The sequence below is a fragment of the Rhizobium sp. NPDC092011 genome (genome assembly GCF_044756305.1).
In the GTDB taxonomy this organism is placed as follows: Bacteria; Pseudomonadota; Alphaproteobacteria; order Rhizobiales; family Rhizobiaceae; genus Rhizobium.
In genome coordinates this window covers 965114-981779 of the sequence record NZ_JBIVSO010000001.1, presented here as the reverse complement: position 1 = coordinate 981779, position 16666 = coordinate 965114, and the positions used below count along the sequence as shown (strand labels likewise).

13 protein-coding genes are annotated in these 16666 nt (G+C 59.8%); 6 read left to right on the top strand and 7 right to left on the bottom strand.

Annotated features, from left to right (window positions below; genetic code table 11):
• Positions 1–17 precede the first annotated feature (17 nt).
• Positions 18–1202: an SGNH/GDSL hydrolase family protein gene (locus ACIQJ2_RS04595; RefSeq protein WP_400665345.1), complete on the top strand. Its 1185-nt coding sequence runs from the start codon at positions 18–20 to the stop codon at positions 1200–1202.
• A 44-nt stretch (positions 1203–1246) separates the two neighbouring features.
• On the opposite strand, the gene ACIQJ2_RS04590 is transcribed toward ACIQJ2_RS04595, so the two are convergent.
• A complete protein-coding gene (locus ACIQJ2_RS04590) occupies positions 1247–2473 on the bottom strand; it encodes an MFS transporter (RefSeq protein WP_400665347.1) in 1227 nt (408 codons plus the stop codon).
• 135 nt (positions 2474–2608) lie between these two features.
• Here ACIQJ2_RS04590 and ACIQJ2_RS04585 point away from each other — a divergent pair, with 135 nt between their 5' ends.
• Positions 2609–3202 (top strand): TetR/AcrR family transcriptional regulator, encoded by a 594-nt coding sequence (locus ACIQJ2_RS04585; protein ID WP_199143019.1) that lies wholly within the window; start codon positions 2609–2611, stop codon positions 3200–3202.
• Between the two features lie 46 nt (positions 3203–3248).
• Here the strand turns inward: ACIQJ2_RS04585 and ACIQJ2_RS04580 are convergent, their stop codons facing one another.
• On the bottom strand, positions 3249–4022 hold the full coding sequence (locus ACIQJ2_RS04580) for an AraC family transcriptional regulator (RefSeq protein WP_400665349.1): 774 nt from the start codon (positions 4020–4022) through the stop codon (positions 3249–3251).
• A 95-nt stretch (positions 4023–4117) separates the two neighbouring features.
• Here ACIQJ2_RS04580 and ACIQJ2_RS04575 point away from each other — a divergent pair, with 95 nt between their 5' ends.
• Positions 4118–5038, top strand: coding sequence for a DMT family transporter (locus ACIQJ2_RS04575; protein WP_400665351.1), 921 nt, complete (start codon positions 4118–4120; stop codon positions 5036–5038).
• Positions 5039–5222: 184 nt separating this feature from the next.
• On the opposite strand, the gene ACIQJ2_RS04570 is transcribed toward ACIQJ2_RS04575, so the two are convergent.
• Positions 5223–6368 (bottom strand): LacI family DNA-binding transcriptional regulator, encoded by a 1146-nt coding sequence (locus tag ACIQJ2_RS04570; protein WP_400665353.1) that lies wholly within the window; start codon positions 6366–6368, stop codon positions 5223–5225.
• A gap of 368 nt (positions 6369–6736) precedes the next feature.
• Between ACIQJ2_RS04570 and ACIQJ2_RS04565 the strand changes: the two genes are divergently transcribed.
• The 3 genes from ACIQJ2_RS04565 (at position 6737) to ACIQJ2_RS04555 (ending at position 10468) form a co-directional block, all read left to right on the top strand.
• On the top strand, positions 6737–7693 hold the full coding sequence (locus tag ACIQJ2_RS04565; RefSeq protein WP_199094538.1) for a sugar-binding protein: 957 nt from the start codon (positions 6737–6739) through the stop codon (positions 7691–7693).
• A gap of 104 nt (positions 7694–7797) precedes the next feature.
• Positions 7798–9342: a sugar ABC transporter ATP-binding protein gene (locus ACIQJ2_RS04560; RefSeq protein ID WP_400665355.1), complete on the top strand. Its 1545-nt coding sequence runs from the start codon at positions 7798–7800 to the stop codon at positions 9340–9342.
• Between the two features lie 130 nt (positions 9343–9472).
• Positions 9473–10468 (top strand): ABC transporter permease, encoded by a 996-nt coding sequence (locus ACIQJ2_RS04555; protein WP_400665357.1) that lies wholly within the window; start codon positions 9473–9475, stop codon positions 10466–10468.
• A 56-nt stretch (positions 10469–10524) separates the two neighbouring features.
• On the opposite strand, the gene ACIQJ2_RS04550 is transcribed toward ACIQJ2_RS04555, so the two are convergent.
• From ACIQJ2_RS04550 to ACIQJ2_RS04535, 4 genes are all read right to left on the bottom strand, one after another.
• On the bottom strand, positions 10525–11085 hold the full coding sequence (locus ACIQJ2_RS04550) for a DsbA family protein (RefSeq protein ID WP_400665359.1): 561 nt from the start codon (positions 11083–11085) through the stop codon (positions 10525–10527).
• A gap of 116 nt (positions 11086–11201) precedes the next feature.
• Entirely contained in the window at positions 11202–11909 is a 708-nt protein-coding gene (locus tag ACIQJ2_RS04545) for an MgtC/SapB family protein (RefSeq protein ID WP_400665361.1), read from the bottom strand.
• Positions 11910–12041: 132 nt separating this feature from the next.
• A complete protein-coding gene (locus ACIQJ2_RS04540; protein ID WP_400665363.1) occupies positions 12042–13406 on the bottom strand; it encodes an amidase in 1365 nt (454 codons plus the stop codon).
• Positions 13407–13590: 184 nt separating this feature from the next.
• On the bottom strand, positions 13591–16665 hold the full coding sequence (locus ACIQJ2_RS04535) for an efflux RND transporter permease subunit (protein ID WP_199143033.1): 3075 nt from the start codon (positions 16663–16665) through the stop codon (positions 13591–13593).
• Position 16666 lies beyond the last annotated feature (1 nt).

Sequence of the window (16666 nt, the reverse complement as noted above, 5' to 3'; positions counted from 1 at the left end):
CGAGCTTAGAAATGTCCATGAAACTTACCTCGATAACGACGCCAATCACGCCCGATCTGCTCTTCGGCGCGCTTGAAGCAGAACGCACGGATATCGGCCTCATTCCGCATCGTCTACCTTCTTGGGCCCGCGCCCAATGCGACGAGGCGCAGTTCTTGATGGTCGAAGCGCAGCCATCTGGCGTTCGGGTCGCATTTCAGACATCCGCGACAACAGTCGAGTTAGACGTCCTCGCCACCAAGCGCGACTATGTGGGGATGCCTCCTCGCCCCGCCGGCGTCTACGATCTGCGCGTGAATGGGCGGCTGGAAAGGCAGGAAAGCGTTTCGAACGGAAGAATTCTGCGGATTAACATGGCGACGGGAACTACGGCCATTGAGCCGGGCAAGCAGCAGACACTGTGCTTCACAGATCTTCCAGCGGGCATGAAAACCATCGATATCTGGCTGCCGCATGACGAGGCAACCGAACTCATCGCCCTGCGCTCGGATGCGCCCATTGCGCCGATCGCGGCAACCGGGAAACCCGTCTGGCTTCACCATGGCAGCTCGATCAGCCAGGGCTCGAATGCGGCGTCGCCGACAGGCATCTGGCCGGCGATCGCGGCAGATCGGGCGGACATGGAACTCGTCAACCTTGGCTTCAGTGGTAATGCGCTGCTGGATCCCTTCGTGGCACGCGCGATCCGGGATGCGCCGGCGGATTTCATAAGCCTGAAGATCGGGATCAATCTGGTCAATACCGACCTCATGCGGCTACGCGCCTTCGGCGCTGCAGTCCATGGCTTTTTGGACACCATCAGGGAGGGGCATCCGACGACACCTTTGCTCGTCGTATCGTCCGTTTTCTGCCCGATACACGAAACGATACCCGGACCGAGCCAGGCCGATCTCTCCGCATTGCGGCGAGGACGCCTGCTGTTTCAGGCCGGGGGCAATGCCGACGAAGTAAGGCAAGGCAAGTTGACGCTCACCGTTATCCGCGATCGGCTCCGAGCGGTCGTCGAGCGAAGATCACAAAGCGACGGCAATATTCACTACCTGGACGGCCTTGAGCTTTACGGAGAGGCGGACAACGCACGCCTCCCCTTGCCGGACGAACTGCATCCGGATGCTGAAACCCATCGGCTGATGGGTGAACGCTTCGCGGATCTCATTTTCAGCTCCGGCCGCTTCACCGGCAGAAAACAGCTGCGTCGCTAATGCCGCACAGCTGCTCCCGGTAAGAAAACGCCAGGTCGTGGATCTCACTCTGCCGCCTGGGTGACGGATGCAACATCGGAGGACGAAGGTTCTCCCGCCAGGCTGGCTTGTCCAAGCGCCACGATGACAACGGTTATCAGGCTGGCTGCGACGGAGACCCAAAATCCGTTCGTCGGGCCGAAATTGTCGACCACCAGACCGGAGATAAAAGCGCCGAGTGCCATGCCGATACCGATGCCGGTCATCACCCAGGTCACGCCTTCAGTCAGCATCGATTCCGGCACGCGCCGCTCGATCAGGCCGAAGGCGGTGATGAAGGTCGGCGAGATCGCGACGCCGCTCAGGAAAACCGCGAAGGCAAGCAGAGCGACGGATGAGCCGGCAACAAGGAGTGGCAGAGCCGTTACTGCAAGCACACTGACGGCGACCAGCAGCTGACGTTGGAGCGGCATCTTGAGATTCAATGCGCCGATCGCCAGACCGACGAGAAAGGAGCCGATGGCGTAGACGCCGATCACGATGCTTGCCGCCTCGGGCTGACCCAGTTCCTTGGTGATGGCAACAGCGCTGACTTCTGCAGTCGCGAAGGTCGCCCCCACGAAAATCAGGGCCGTCGTGATGATCTGGACCGGACGATGCCAGATTGCCGAACGCTGGCGACCTTCGGAGCCCGATACACGCACCTTCGGCTCGGTCGACCGCTGTAGCAGAAATGCGATTGTCCCGAGCGCAAGGGACGCGGTGCTAACGACCATTCCTGCTTCCGGAAACAGCGAAACGGCAAGACCGACCGAAAGAGACGCGCCGGAAATATAGACAAGCTCGTCGGCAGCGGATTCGAAGGCAAAGGCCGTGTTCAGCTCCGGCCGACCGCGAAAGATCTCCGTCCAGCGGGCGCGCACCATGGCCGGCATGCTGGGCATGACAGCCGAGAAGAAGGCGGCAGCGAATAGCGTCCACGCCGGCCAACCCTGCCTCGCAGCAATGATGAGAGCGGCAAAGGCGATCACGGAGACGAGTGTAGCGGGCGCAACAACGGCACGTTGGCCGAGCCGATCGACAAACCTGGAAATCTGTGGCGAGACGAGCGCATTGGTGAGTGCAAAGGTCGCGGAAACGGCGCCTGCAAGCCAATACTCCCCGCGCGTCTGCGAAAGCATGGCGATGATGCCGATGGGAGCCATCGCAAACGGAAGGCGGGCGAAGAAGCCGGCGGCCGCAAAACCCTTGGCGCCCGGAACCTGAAAAATCTCTTTATATGGATTGGACATCGCAATGCTCCTTGACTGATCGAAGGCGCCTAATACATACGTGGCGTATGTGAATGAGATAATTGCATACGCGACGTATGTCAACTATCATACGCGGCGTATGTCAATTATTGTGGAAGCATGAACGGAGATATGATGCGCAAGCCCCGCAGCGAAATGATTGCCGAGACGCGGGCAAAGCTACTGGCCGCCGGCCGCGAGGCGTTCGGAAACGTTGGATACGCCGAAGCCTCCATGGACGATTTCACGGCCGCTGCCGGGCTGACGCGCGGTGCGCTCTACCATCATTTCGGCGACAAAAAAGGATTGCTGCAGGCCGTTATCAACGAAATCGATGCCGAAATGGCAGGAAGGCTTTGCGGCATTTCGGCTCAAGCGTCATCGCGCTGGCAAGGCTTCGTGGACGAGAACGTCGGCTATGTGGAGATGGCACTGGAGCCAGAGATCCAGCGTATCATGTTTCGCGACGGGCCGGCGGTGTTGGGCGACCCCTCTGGATGGCCAAGCGCGAACGGCTGTATCACCACCATTACCCAAAGTCTTCGCAGCCTTCGCGAGGAAGGAACCATCGTCGATATTGATCCGGAAGCCGGAGCTCGCCTCATCAATGCGGCAAGCAGCAGCGCCGCGCAGTGGATCGCCAATTCGGATAATCCGGAAGCTACCTCGAAACGGGCAGTCGCAGCTTTCCGCACTTTTCTCGAGGGACTGTTGATCAAAAGGGACTGAACGCGGCCATCCCTATGCATGGCGATAGCGGTGCTGTTCATCTGATCTAGCGATAGAATTCGGACGGTGGCTTTCCGAAATGCCGGCGAAACATCGCCGTAAAGGCACTCTGGCTGGCATAGCCGCAATCGAAGGCGATATCGATGACGCGCTCGCCGCTTGCAAGCCGCCGCAAGGCAAATAGCAGCCTCGCCTGCTCGCGCCATCTCCCGAAGCTCATACCCGTTTCCTTGCTGAACAGCCGATGGATGGTCTTGGCGGTAACGCCGAGCCGTTCGGCCCATTGCCCGACCGTCGAGCTATCCGAAGGGTCTTCGCTGACGGCCTCGCAAATCAGTTTGATACGGGCATCTGCCGGCATGGGAAGATGGACGGGCAATATGTCGGAAACCCGCACTTCATCGGCAACCAGCCGCATGAGACGATCGTCCCGGCTACCCTCCTCATAATCTCGCGGCACGTGAACGGCAGCGACAACGAGCTCGCGCAGCAGCGGCGAAACCTCGATGACGCAGCTTCGTGCAGGCAGATGCCGGATCGCCGTCGCATCGATGAAGACGGTGCGGATCTTGACCTCGCCCGACATTCTTACATCGTGTTCCAGGCCGGCGGCCAGCCACAACGCCCGGCTCGGCGGCACGACCCAAGATCCCTCCGCCGAGCGCACGATCATTACGCCCTCTATCGCATAGAGCAGTTGGCCGCGCGGATGCGAATGCCATCCCGTCGAAGACCCGTCGGGATAGTTGATGTCCATTGCCGCCATGGCGCGATGCGTATCGTGAAAGTCGAGATGCTTTCGAGTCGGATCGTCCTGCATGTCCCAATCTCTACAATTATATTCAGTATAGAGTGATACGGACCAAACTGGAAACGATAACCGTGGGTCTCAATGAAAGTTCACGGTTATCGATCATGAAAAACAAACTCGCATTTCTCTATCCTCTCTTCGCGATCATCCTCTGGTCCGGAAACGTCATCGTTTCCAGAATGTCCGCGCACACGATCGGGCCCGAGGCGATCACCTTCTATCGCCTGCTGTTTGCCGTTCTTCTGATGAGCACCTTCGTCGCCGCTCCCGCGTGGCGAAATCGCGCCGTCATCTGGCCCCACATCGGAAAATTCGCCATTCTCGGCTTCCTGGCGATGTGCCTGTTCCAGAGCCTGTCCTACCTGGCGGCCGAATCCACCACGGCGACCAACATGGCGATCTTCACGGCGTTGGCGCCGCTGCTGACGGTTGCCTTGAGCGCCATCGTCCTGAAGGATACCCCGACGGTTGGAATGGTCGGCGGCGGCGTCCTCTCGCTAGTCGGGCTTGTCTATCTCGTCAGCGGCGGCAATCCGGCGACCATTGTGGAAAACGGCGTGCATCTCGGCGATCCGCTGATGCTGATAGCTGCCATGGTTTATGCGCTTTACGGCGTTCTGCTGAAGCGCTGGAACCTTCCGGTCGCAGGCTGGCAATCAACCTATATGCAGGCGATCTGCGCCCTGACGATCATGTTCCCCGCATTCCTGGCAACTCCCGCAACGATGCGATCCCTGAATGCCGATACGCTGCCGCTCATCGCCTATGCCGGCGGTATGGCTTCGGTCGTTCTGCCCTTCTTGTGGATCCGCGGCGTCCAGATCCTCGGACCCAGCCGGTGTGCAGCCGTCATCAATCTTCTGCCGGTCTTCACCGCAATCGGCGCCATAACGATGCTTGGCGAACCTGTGCACAGCTATCATATCATAGGCGGCGGCCTTGCCTTGATCGGTGTCGCCAGCGCCGAAATCTTCCGCCGACCATTGCGCGGTGCGCCGCCGATCGTGCCGGAGGTGGTCGATTAGTCGCTGCGAGCCGAGGCCGCCGAACCGAATGAGATCGAGCCTGCGCTTTGCAATCGCAGGCTCGATCTCATTCTGACCGCTGGCCGCTCGAAATTCGTCGCTGGAGATGTCTATCGCCACAAGGCTGGCGCTCGGGTGCGGCGGGGGTGGCGGCAAGCATCGAATAGACAGAGGCTAGCTCGCGTTAGGCCTTGCGAGCTTTCCGCCCCCCGACCTTTGTTCCGGCCGGAGGGGCAACGGACGCCCGCTTCACGAGCGAGCATTCCAGCTTGGTAATCTGATAGCGGCGCTCCCGCGGCAGGACTGCCGTTTCCAGATGTTCAATCGCCCATTGTCCCATGGCCATATGCGGTAGAACCGACGTGCTCAAAGGCGGCACGAGATGACGGCAAATGTCCTCATCGTCATAGCCCATGACGGACATATCCCCGGGAATGTGAAGCCCCGCCTCCTTCAATGCCTCGTAGCAACCGATGGCAGTGCGGTCGTTCTGGCAGAAGATGGCCGTCGGACGTTCGGCGAGAGAAAGCAGCTTCATCGTCGCGGAGTAGCCGGCACTCGCCGACCAATCGCCCTCTATGACCAGTTCCGGGTCAAAGGGAATGTCGGCCGTCGCCAAGGCACGGCGATAGCCCGTCAATCGATCCTGGGCGGCCTGCATCCAGGGCTCGCCGGTGATCGTCGCGATCCTATGGTGTCCGTGCGATATCAAATGCCGGGTCGCGGTCTGCCCCCCGGCGATCTCGCTGGGGACGACCGCGGGAAATGCGTAGTCGGAAGTGTAGCAATTCAGAAGCACGATCGGAATATTGAGATCATAGAGATAATCAGGCACCTCGACTTCACGAGTGAATATGGTCATGTAGATCAGAGCCGAAATCCCGCTATTGCTGAGCGCCTTGATCGCTCTCGGCTCCATAATCGGGTCGCTCATGGTCTGCGCAACGAGGAGAACGTTTCCGGCATTCCATGAGGCCTGACGGGCGCCTTCGATCGCAACGACCGCCTCTGGGCTAGTCGCGAGCTGGTCGACGGCAAAGCCGATAATGCCGTCCAGCTTCGCAGGTGAAAGAAGCGCGGGCGGCGTCGACAGTACCGGCGCGACATAGCCAAGCTGGCGCGCCGCTTCAATGACCTTCTCGCGGGTTTGCTGCGACAGACGCATGCCGGGAGTGTTGTTAAGCACGAAAGACACCGCGGTCTGCGAGCATCCGGCGGCCTTGGCTATATCGGTCATCGTCACCCTGTTGCCCGGACGACGTCCGTTTCGCTTCGATGGCCTGCGGTCTTCGTCCGTCAGGTTGCCATTTGCGGCCGGTATCTTCTTCATGATGGCGTCTCTTCTCCCTATTGCGGAGCCGGCCAAATCCCCACAGCCCTCCCCGGTCGCTAATATTTATTACCATCATTGAAGCAGGTTCGGCAACTGGTCCGAACGCGAATGGGATGATCGTCCACAATTGCTCAAGGCTTAAAGGCACGAAACCATTGCAGAATGCGGCATTTTCATTCTCTCGGCACTCGTTTAGCGGCATATTGTATTACTAATTCTATTTACTAATCGAAATTAGTCGTATACCGTCATTCTCGTGGTTGGACGTGCCGTATCTCGCTTGGCGAGAGGCCCTAGGAGGGGGTCCCGGACGATCTGCCGCGACTTGCAACCAGATCCCGACACGGGTCTATGGGAGGATTGTCATGAAGCACCTAACAAGGGGCGCTGCCGTCTTTGCGGCAGGGCTGATGCTAAGCTATGCAACAGCGACTTATGCCGCCGACAAGCCGACGCTGGCCTTTGTCGTCAACGGCGCATCCGACTTCTGGAAGGCTGCCGAAGCCGGTGTGAAGAAGGCCCAGGCGGAACTGCCGGACTTCAACATGGAACTGAAATATCCCGAGCAATCGTCGGTCGCGATCCAACAGCGGCTGATGGAGGATCTGGTTTCGGCCGGCGTCAAAGGCATCATGGTTTCCGCTGTCGATCCCAAGACCTCTACCGACGGGCTGAACAAGATCGGCTCCGAAACCGCATTGTTCACCACCGATAGCGATGCTCCGGATACGAACCGTGTCGCCTATATCGGCTCCTCCAACGTCGACGCCGGCAAACAAGCTGCCGAAATCGCCAAGAAAGCCATGCCGAACGGGGGCAAGTGCATCGGCTTCGTGGGGCTGCTCGGTGCAGACAATGCCAAGGAACGCATTCAGGGCATGAAGGACGGCCTGGCGGGCACGAAGATCGAGCTGACCGACGTGCGCGGCGACGATATCGATCAGACCAGAGCGAAGAAGAACGTCGAAGACGCGCTCGTCGCAAGCCCCGACGTCACCTGCATGGTCGGCTTCTATTCCTACAACACGCCGCGCATCTATGAAGCGCTGCGTGAAGCAGGCAAGCTCGGCCAGATCACCGTCGTCGGCTTCGATGACGATCCGATCACGCTCGGCGGCGTCAAGGAAGGCACGATTGCCGCCACTGTGGTCCAGCAGCCCTACCTCTGGGCCTATCAGGGCATGAAGCTGATGGCCGCCTACCTGAAGGGCGACAAGTCGGGCATTCCTGCCAACAAGCTGATCATTATCCCGACGAAGATCATCGGCAAGGATGACGTGGACGCTTATGCTGCAAACCTGAAGGCGATGGCCGGCAATTAAGGCCAGCCTGCAGCGGCGCCGGTTGCGGGGACCGGCGCTGCTCGAATGCAGTTGCACACGACGCAGAGACTTTTGAAGTCACATCGTACAGGCGCAATACTCGTATGAATCAGAGATCTGATACATTGACATCAACGGAAGTCACGGCGCCATTTCTCAGCCTTTCGGGAATTGGCAAGACCTATCCCGGTGTCGTGGCGCTCGACAATTTTTCGATGGATGTCAGCCCCGGTGAGGTGATCGGTCTCGTCGGCGAGAATGGCGCCGGCAAATCGACCCTGATGAAAATACTTGGAGGCGTCGTTAAGCCCGACCGCGGAGCCATTCGACTGGATGGAACCGAACACGGCGCTTTTACCGTAGAAAGCAGCATCGCGTCGGGGATCGCCTTCGTCCATCAAGAGCTTAACCTGTTTGACAATCTCGACGTCGCGGCGAATATTTTCCTGGGTCGCGAACCGTTGCGTGGCGGCGTTCTCAAACTTGTCGACAGAAGCCGCCTGCGCGACATGGTCACCCCCTTGCTCAAGCGGGTCGGCGCGAACTTCTCTCCGGATACGCCGGTGGCTTCGCTGTCGCTGGCGCAGCAACAGATGGTCGAGATCGCCAAGGCGCTCTCGATCAATGCGCGCCTTGTCATTCTCGATGAACCGACGTCCAGCCTGCCCCTTGCCGAAACCGAGAAACTGCTGACCGTCATATCGTCGCTGAAGGCGGAAGGCATCAGCGTCATTTTCATTTCCCATCGCCTGCACGAAGTCGAGCGCGTTGCCGATCGCGTCATCGTACTCCGCGACGGTACGCTTGTCGGCACATTGCCCAGGGACTCGATCGATCATGACCGCATGGTCAAGCTGATGATCGGCCGCGCCTTGAGCGCTCGCGATGCCGAGCCAGCGCGCCCGCCGGGCAATGTCGCACTGAAAATATCGGCCATCCGCACTGCCGCCTATCCGACGCGGCCGGTCGATCTCGATATCCGATATGGCGAAATCCTCGGGCTCGCCGGCCTTGTCGGATCGGGCCGGACCGAACTAGCGCGCGTCCTCTTCGGGATCGACAGAAGCTATGGCGGCGGCGCAATCGTGCTTGATGGACAAAATATCAAGCTGAATTCCGCTAGGCAGGCGGTCGCAAACGGCATCTTCCTGATCCCGGAAGACCGCAAGCTCAACGGTATCCTGCTGGATTTACCGATCGCGCAGAACATATCGCTGCCCAACCTTCCGGCCTATGCGCGCCGCTCCATGGTATCGACGGTACTGGAGGACGCTGCCGCCGAAACCCAGCGCCGCCAGCTCAGCATCAAGGCCCCTTCCATCTCGACCCGAACCGGGACGCTTTCCGGGGGGAATCAGCAGAAGGTCGTTCTGGCCAAATGGCTGTCGATGCGCCCGAAGGTCCTGATCTTCGATGAGCCGACGCGCGGCATCGATATCGGCGCCAAGAATGAAATCTATAGCCTGATGCGCAAGCTCGCCGATGCCGGCGTCGCGATCCTGATGATTTCAAGCGACATGGAAGAGGTAATCGGCGTTTCCGACCGTATTGCGGTCATGCACGAGGGACAGATCGCCGGCATTCTCGACAAGGACCAGTTCAGTCAGGAAAACGTGCTTTTGCTCGCCGTCGGCAAAACGCTACACTAGAGCATTTCTACCCCGAACGGAGCGGCAGAAATGCTCTATCTCTTTGTTTTTACGCAATGCCGGACGCAAAACCGCTGCGCACTTTTGCTGGATTTGCTCTAACGGCCGCAGCCAATGGGAATTGAGATCGATGACTAAGAAAGACCTGGGCCTGCTCCTGTTGATCATCGTGGTCGGCATCGTCGTCACGATCATCAACCCACGCTTCCTTCTGCCGATCAACCTCGCCAATACCTCCAATCTCATCGGGCTTTTCGGGATATTGTCGATCGGCCAAGCCTTCGTCATCATCACCGGCGGCATCGAACTATCGGTCGGTTCGCTGGTCGCCCTGCTCGGGGTGCTGTTCATCGACTTCATTGCGGTCCAGAACATGCCTTGGGCCGTCGCGCTTCCCCTTATCCTGATCCTCGGCGGCGTCCTGGGCGCGATCCACGGCTGGCTGATTACGCGGCTCAACCTGCAGCCTTTTGTCGTCACGCTCTGCGGCTTGCTGATCTACCGTGGCGCGGCGCGGTTCTACACGGCAGACGGCACCGCCGGCTTCGCCTTCGGTCAGAATTTCCCTTCCCTTGAGTTTCTGACTGCCGGCCGTTTTTACGGCGTGCCGAACACATTCATAGCGCTTGTCATCATCGCGGCGGTGATGTGGATCGTCCTCCATCGCTCGGTTTATGGACGGTATCTCTACGCCATCGGCAAGAATGAGGAAGCCGCGAAATATTCCGGTATCCGCACCTCGAAAATGGTGATGATTTCCTATGTCATATGCGGCGTGCTGACAGCGCTTTCAGCAATCTATTTTGCCATGTACACCCGCTCGATCTCGCCAGCGAGCCACGGACAGTTCTACGAACTCTATGCAATCGCTGCGGCGGTGCTCGGCGGCTTTTCGTTGCGCGGCGGCGAAGGTTCGCTCATCGGTGTGGTGCTCGGCACGATCCTGCTGCAGGAGCTGCAGAATCTCGTCAACCTCCTCGGCATCCCCTCCTCGCTCAACTTCGCCGTCATGGGTGGGGTGATCCTGATCGGCGTGCTGATCGACCAACAATGGAGCGCAATTCGCGCGCAACGGACCCTGGTGTCGGCCGCCCGACAAGTTGACGTCCGGCAGCCGGCGGAATGAGCATCTCAAACAACGACAACGCTGCGCCGAATGGCTGATGACATCAGCGCGCGGGGTCAGGCGGCGGTCAGCTTCCTGACCCAGGCCTCGACCTCATCACCGCTGCTCATATCGGCCTGCACCAGTCCGTCGATCATGAAGGTCGGAGAAACGTGAATTCCGTTCTGACGGGCATATTTGCTGTGCCACTTTATTTCGCGGTCGAGATCCGGGATCGAGAACGCATCCTTCAATCGAATGTCGCTATAGCGCTCCAGACGTTCGATCAGTTGGTTCGGCGTCACATCCATATTCGGCCCGCCAGCATGATGCGCGAACTCGAACTCCTCGCGATGCGCCCCAATCGCAGCCATCACCGTCTTAGCCGTCTCCCTGCCGCCGGCAAGCGTCGACGCAGCGAGAATGCATCGCACCAGAACGCCGGAATACATATGCCAAGGCTGCGATTGCAACCGGATCTTGATGGTAATCCTATCCTCACCGGCCTGACCGAGGAGCGCATCAAGTTTGTTGAACGCCTTGACCGAAAACGGGCAGGTCGGCTCAAGGAAAACTTCGAAGACGCGCGGGCCATGACCCCAGGTTAACGGATCTGCGCGCCAGGCTGCTTTGGTCATGCCGGTTCCTTGTCCTTCTGTGGGAGAATCATCGATAGCATTCCAGATGGGAACGGAAGCATCACGTTTTCGCTATCCCCCGGCGCTGGAAATTTTTCGAACCTCGGCGCATGTTTTCAAATTCCGGTACTTTGCACCTCGAACGAAACGATCGTGTATCGCTCCTGCAGGAAGGTCAGCAACCGAGTTCCACCGCTATCGTCACCGGCATGCTGCCAGTGGACATCATAGGAGATGTAATCGACGACGGAAGTCGGTCCCATCGTCTTGCCGACAAAGCGGAAAAGATATCTGGCTGGCTCGAGGGGCGCCTCAATCAAGGGAATGACGGCGCCGGTCTCGCGCGGCAACTCAATGACGACATGCGCCCTTTGCCGCCGCGGTATTCGCCTGTCGAACCACTTGAGCGGTGACAGCACGAGAAATGCAATCGCTGCCCCGGCACAACCGACAGTAAGCTGCCCGCCGCCGATGCAGAGACCGATAGCGGTCATAATCCACAATGTTGCCGCCGTCGTGACGCCCGTTACCAAGTCGCCGCGCCTCAGAATGGCGCCGCCGCCGATGAAACCGACACCCGTCAACACACCGAGCGGAAAGCGCAGGATGTCCATGGATGAAAATGATTGTGGCGATCTGCCGGAGGCGGAAAGCAGCAGATTGGCCTGGATCATCATCAGGCATGCGGCAAGCCCGACGAGTATCGTGGTTCTGAAGCCGGCGGCATGGCCGCCGATCTGACGATTGATGCCGATCAGCGCTCCCGCGGCAATGACCAGAACCAGCCGCAATGCGATATCCAGCCAACTGATGTTCAAGGCCATGAGCTCACTCGTCGTGCCAGGCAAGATTTCCTCCTGCAATCGATGAAGCGGATCTCCCGTCGCTCAAAGTTGGCCGGATGTTCGCCCCTAGTCGGGCCGCTGCTCCAACGCAAGCCGCGAGGATAGGACCGACTACTCCGCGACAATGTCCTCCAAAGCCAGCGCCGCCGTCAACAGCCGCTCATCCTGACCTTTTGGAGCCGACAGCAGGAGGCCGACCGGCATGCCTGCATTTCCTGTACCGCAAGGAAGCGAAACGCCACACCAATCGAGGAAGTTGCCGATCAGCGTATTGCGCAAGGTCCTGCCGTTGACCTTGACGAACAACTCGTCGTCCGCCTCCAGCGGCGCAAGCGCCGGCGCGACATGGGCCACGGTGGGGTAAGCGAGGAACTCGTTCGCGCCAAGCATGCCATTCACTTCCCGGATCAGCTGCTCGCGAACCTTCAATATTTCAAGATAGCCAACCAGCGTTGTCCTTTCGCCGAGACGCGTACGCGCAACAACGCGGTGATCCATGCGTGCGGCTTCGGGGCCGGCCAAGCGGCGATGATGAAGCGCGAAGGCCTCGGCCGTTACGAGAGGTCCATATTCGGCCATCACCTCGAAAAGCTTCTCGAATGCTGGAAACGACTGCCGGCGCATCTTGATGCCGGCAGCGTTCAGCCGGGCGAGTGCTGCCTCGAACGCTTGCACGACACCACTCTCCGCATCGTCCATGACAATGGTGGTCGGCACAACAAGCGAGAGCCCCGCATGGCTCGCACGGACAACATCCGGCGCCGTGTGACCCCGCATCGCGGCGTCGACCCAAATGGCGTCTTGAACGCTGCGGCACAACGGACCGAGCGAATCCAGGCTGGTTGCGAGCGGAAAGACCCCGGCCATGCTGTAGCGACCACGGCTTGCCTTGTAGCCGACGAGACCGTTGAAGGCCGATGGAATGCGCACCGAACCGCCGGTGTCCGTACCGATCGAGACCGGCACCAGCCCGGACGCCACCGCAACAGCGGAGCCCGAGGACGAGCCACCCGGTATCCTAGAGGTATCCGAGGCCGTTGGATTGAGCGGCGTTCCATAATGCGGATTGAGGCCGAGGCCGGAAAAGGCAAATTCGCTCATATTCACCCGGCCGATGGCGATCATGCCCGCGGCCTTCAGCGCTTTCACGACATCCGCATCCTCTTGCGCCGGCGGTGCATCGGCGAGCACGATCGATCCCGCCGTCGTTGGCAGTCCCGCGATGTCGAAGAGGTCTTTCCAGGCGACCGGTATGCCTTCGAGCAACCCTCGCGAACGCCCTTCCCGCAACCTTTTCGATGAGGCTGCCGCCTCGTCCTTGGCGCGATCTTCGAGCAATCTCGAGAAAATCGCCTGATCCTTGTGCGAACGGATCGCTTCCAGGCTCTCGTCGACCAGCTCCACCGGGCCGAGATTGCCGGACTGGATCAGCACCGATAGTTGCGCGATCGACTTGCCGAGATGGTTCTGCGTCATGAAGTCATTCTCCCCTCCGCCGGCAGGATATGCGCGACGCACCCGTTTTGTGTCTTCCTGCGAAGACATACGCTACGGCCATCGCGCTCGACAAGAGCGGCCCCGCAGCGGGGCCGGCTGCGACCCATTGAAGTCGCTATTTGTGGTGACGGGAACGCCCCGAGGCCTTAGGCGTCCAACCGTGTCAATGCGCCGGCGCCGGTTCCTCCTCCGAGGCGTTCTGCTTGTGGTGATCTGCAGCCAGCAGCATGTAGACCGCAGGCACGACGAAGAGCGTGAACAGCGTACCGATGGCAAGACCGGTGGCGATCACCAGGCCCATGTTGAAGCGGGCAGCGGCACCCGCACCGGTCGCCAGGATCAACGGCACAACGCCCAGAACCATGGCACCTGTCGTCATCAGGATCGGGCGCAAGCGGATGCCGCAGGCGCCTTCGATCGCTTCGCGTTTGGTCTTACCTTCAGCCTGCAGGGTATTCGCCACTTCGACGATCAGAATGCCGTGCTTGCTGATCAACCCCATCAATGTCACCAGGCCGACCTGCGTATAGATGTTCATCGTTGCGCCACCGATGCCCAAGCTGATGAAGGCGAGCGCACCTGCGATCGACATCGGCACGGACACGAGAATGATCAGCGGGTCGCGGAAGCTGTTGAATTGTGCCGACAGCGCAAGGAACACGATAATCAGCGCGAGCGCAAACGTCGTCGCCATACCGCTCGATTCCTGCACGTATTGGCGCGACTGCCCACCGTAGTCGACGGAGTAACCCTGCGGCAAGGTGCGTGCCGCGATCGATTTCAGGGTATTCAGCGCATCGCCAACGGCGACGCCCGGTGCTGGCACGCCGGCGATCGTGGCAGAGTTCAATTGCTGGAAGTGCGCGACCGAGCGTGGGGTTGCCTGGAGTTTCGCCGTCGCAATCGCCGAAAGAGGGATCTTCGAGCCGTTCACATTGGCGATCGGATAATTCAGGATCTGATCGATGGTCTGGCGTGAGCGCTGCTCCACCTGTGGAATGACCTGATATGAGCGGTTGTCGATGCTGAAATAGTTGACATAGCCGCCGCCCAGCATGGCAGCGAGCGCCGAGCCGACATTGTTCATGGACAGGCCAAGCGCCGAGGCCTTGCTGCGATCGATCTGGATCGAATATTGCGGATTATCGACGTAGAGATCCTTCATGATGAAGATGAACTGGCCGGATTTCTGCGCTTCCTGCAGGAAGGAACTGGACACTTCGTTGAGCTGGTCGAAGCCGCCGGTACTGCCGATGGCGAATTGCACGGGCAGGCCGCTGGCGCCCGGCAGCGGCGGTATCTGGAACACAACGGACTGCCCGCCGGCGATCTGCGCCAGGTCGGCCTGCACCAAAGGCTGCAGCTGATCCGCCGTTCTGGTGCGCTGATCCCATGGTTTCAGAACCATACCCTCGAAAGAGGTCCCCGGCACCTCGACCTGCAGCGTCTTGTCCGTTTCCGGGAAACTGCGGAAGATTTTGGTGACCTGATCGGAGCTGAGCAGCTTTTGCTGAAGCGTCGCATTGGGGGGATTCGTTACCTGCGCGGCCAGGAAACCCTGGTCTTCATTGGGGGCCAGTTCGCTCTTTGCGCTGGTGTAGAGGAAATAGATGCTGCCCAGCACGATTGCGGCAAAGACCAACGCCACCGGCACCGTGTTCAGGCTGCCATGCAGCATGCGCACGTATGGCCGATGGATTTCCGAGAAGCGACGGTCGATGAAATCGGATACACGCTCTTCCCAGCCGCTGCGGTCGGTCAGATGTGGCTTCAGGATGCGCGAGCACATCATCGGCGTCAGCGTCAACGCTATGATCATGGAAACGGTGACGGCGCCGACCAGCGTAAACGCGAACTCCGTAAATAGCGCACCGGTCAGGCCGCCCTGGAATCCGATCGGCACATAGACGGCGATCAGCACGACGGTCATGGCCAGGATCGGCCCGACCAGCTCATGCGCCGCGTCCAGCGCCGCCCTCATGGGCGTCGAGCCCTCCTCGATATGGCGATTGACATTCTCCACCACGATGATGGCATCGTCGACCACGAGACCGATCGCCAGCACGAGGGCAAGCAATGTCAGAAGATTGATCGAGAAGCCGAAGATCAGCATCATCGCGAAGGTGCCCACCAGCGATAGCGGAATGGCGACGATGGGAATGGCGACCGACCGCGGCGAGCCGAGAAAGGCGAAGACCACGAAAATGACGATGACCAGCGCCTCGACAAGGCTCTTCACGACTTCGTTGATCGACGTCGTCACGAAGGTGCTGGAATCATAGACGATGTAGCCCTCGAGCCCCTGCGGCAGCTGCGCCTGGATGTCTGGAAATACCGCGCGTACACCCGCGATCACATCGAGCAGATTGGCCGTCGGTGCGATCTGGATGCCCATGAACACGCCGTCCTGCCCGTCGAATCCGATCTGGACGTCGGGATTTTGAGAACCGAGCGCGACGGTGGCGACATCCTTCAGGCGCACGATCGAGGTGCCGATCTGTTTGACGACCATCTCTCTGAATTCGTCGGCCGAATGCAGATCGGTCTGCGCCGTCAGCACGGTTTGCGTCATCTGGCTGCGCGTGGTGCCGATACCGGAGATATAGTTGTTGCTTGCAAGCGCCGTCCACACATCGCCGGCCGTCAAGCCGTAGGCGGCAAGCTTGTCTGGCTGCAACCACGCTCTCAGCGCGAACGTTCGCGCGCCGAGGATTTCCGCCGTCTGAACGCCGTTCACCGCCTGCAGCTTCGGTTGAACCACGCGCGTCAGGTAGTCGGTGATCTGGTTGCTGGCCAGAACATCGCTGCGGAAGCCGATATACATGGCATCGATCGACTGGCCGATCGAGACGGACATGATGGGCTGCTGCGTGCCGGTCGGCAGCTGATTGAGAACCGAGGATACCTTGGCGTTGATTTCCGTCATGGCCGCGTCGGCGCTGTAGTTGAGGCGCAGGTTGACGGTGATGACCGACGTACCGCTGGTGCTCGACGAGGTCATGTAATCGATGCCGTTGGCCTGCGCGATGGCATTTTCCAACGGCGTCGTAATGAAGCCCGCGATGACGTCAGGCGCTGCACCGGGATAGGTCGTTGTTACGGTAACGACGGCGTTCTGCGTTTGCGGATACTGGCGCACCGTCAGCGAGCGGAACGACTGGTAGCCGATCACGATGATCAACGCGCTCACCACAAGGGCGAGAACGGGGCGTCGGATGAAGATATCTGTGATATTCATC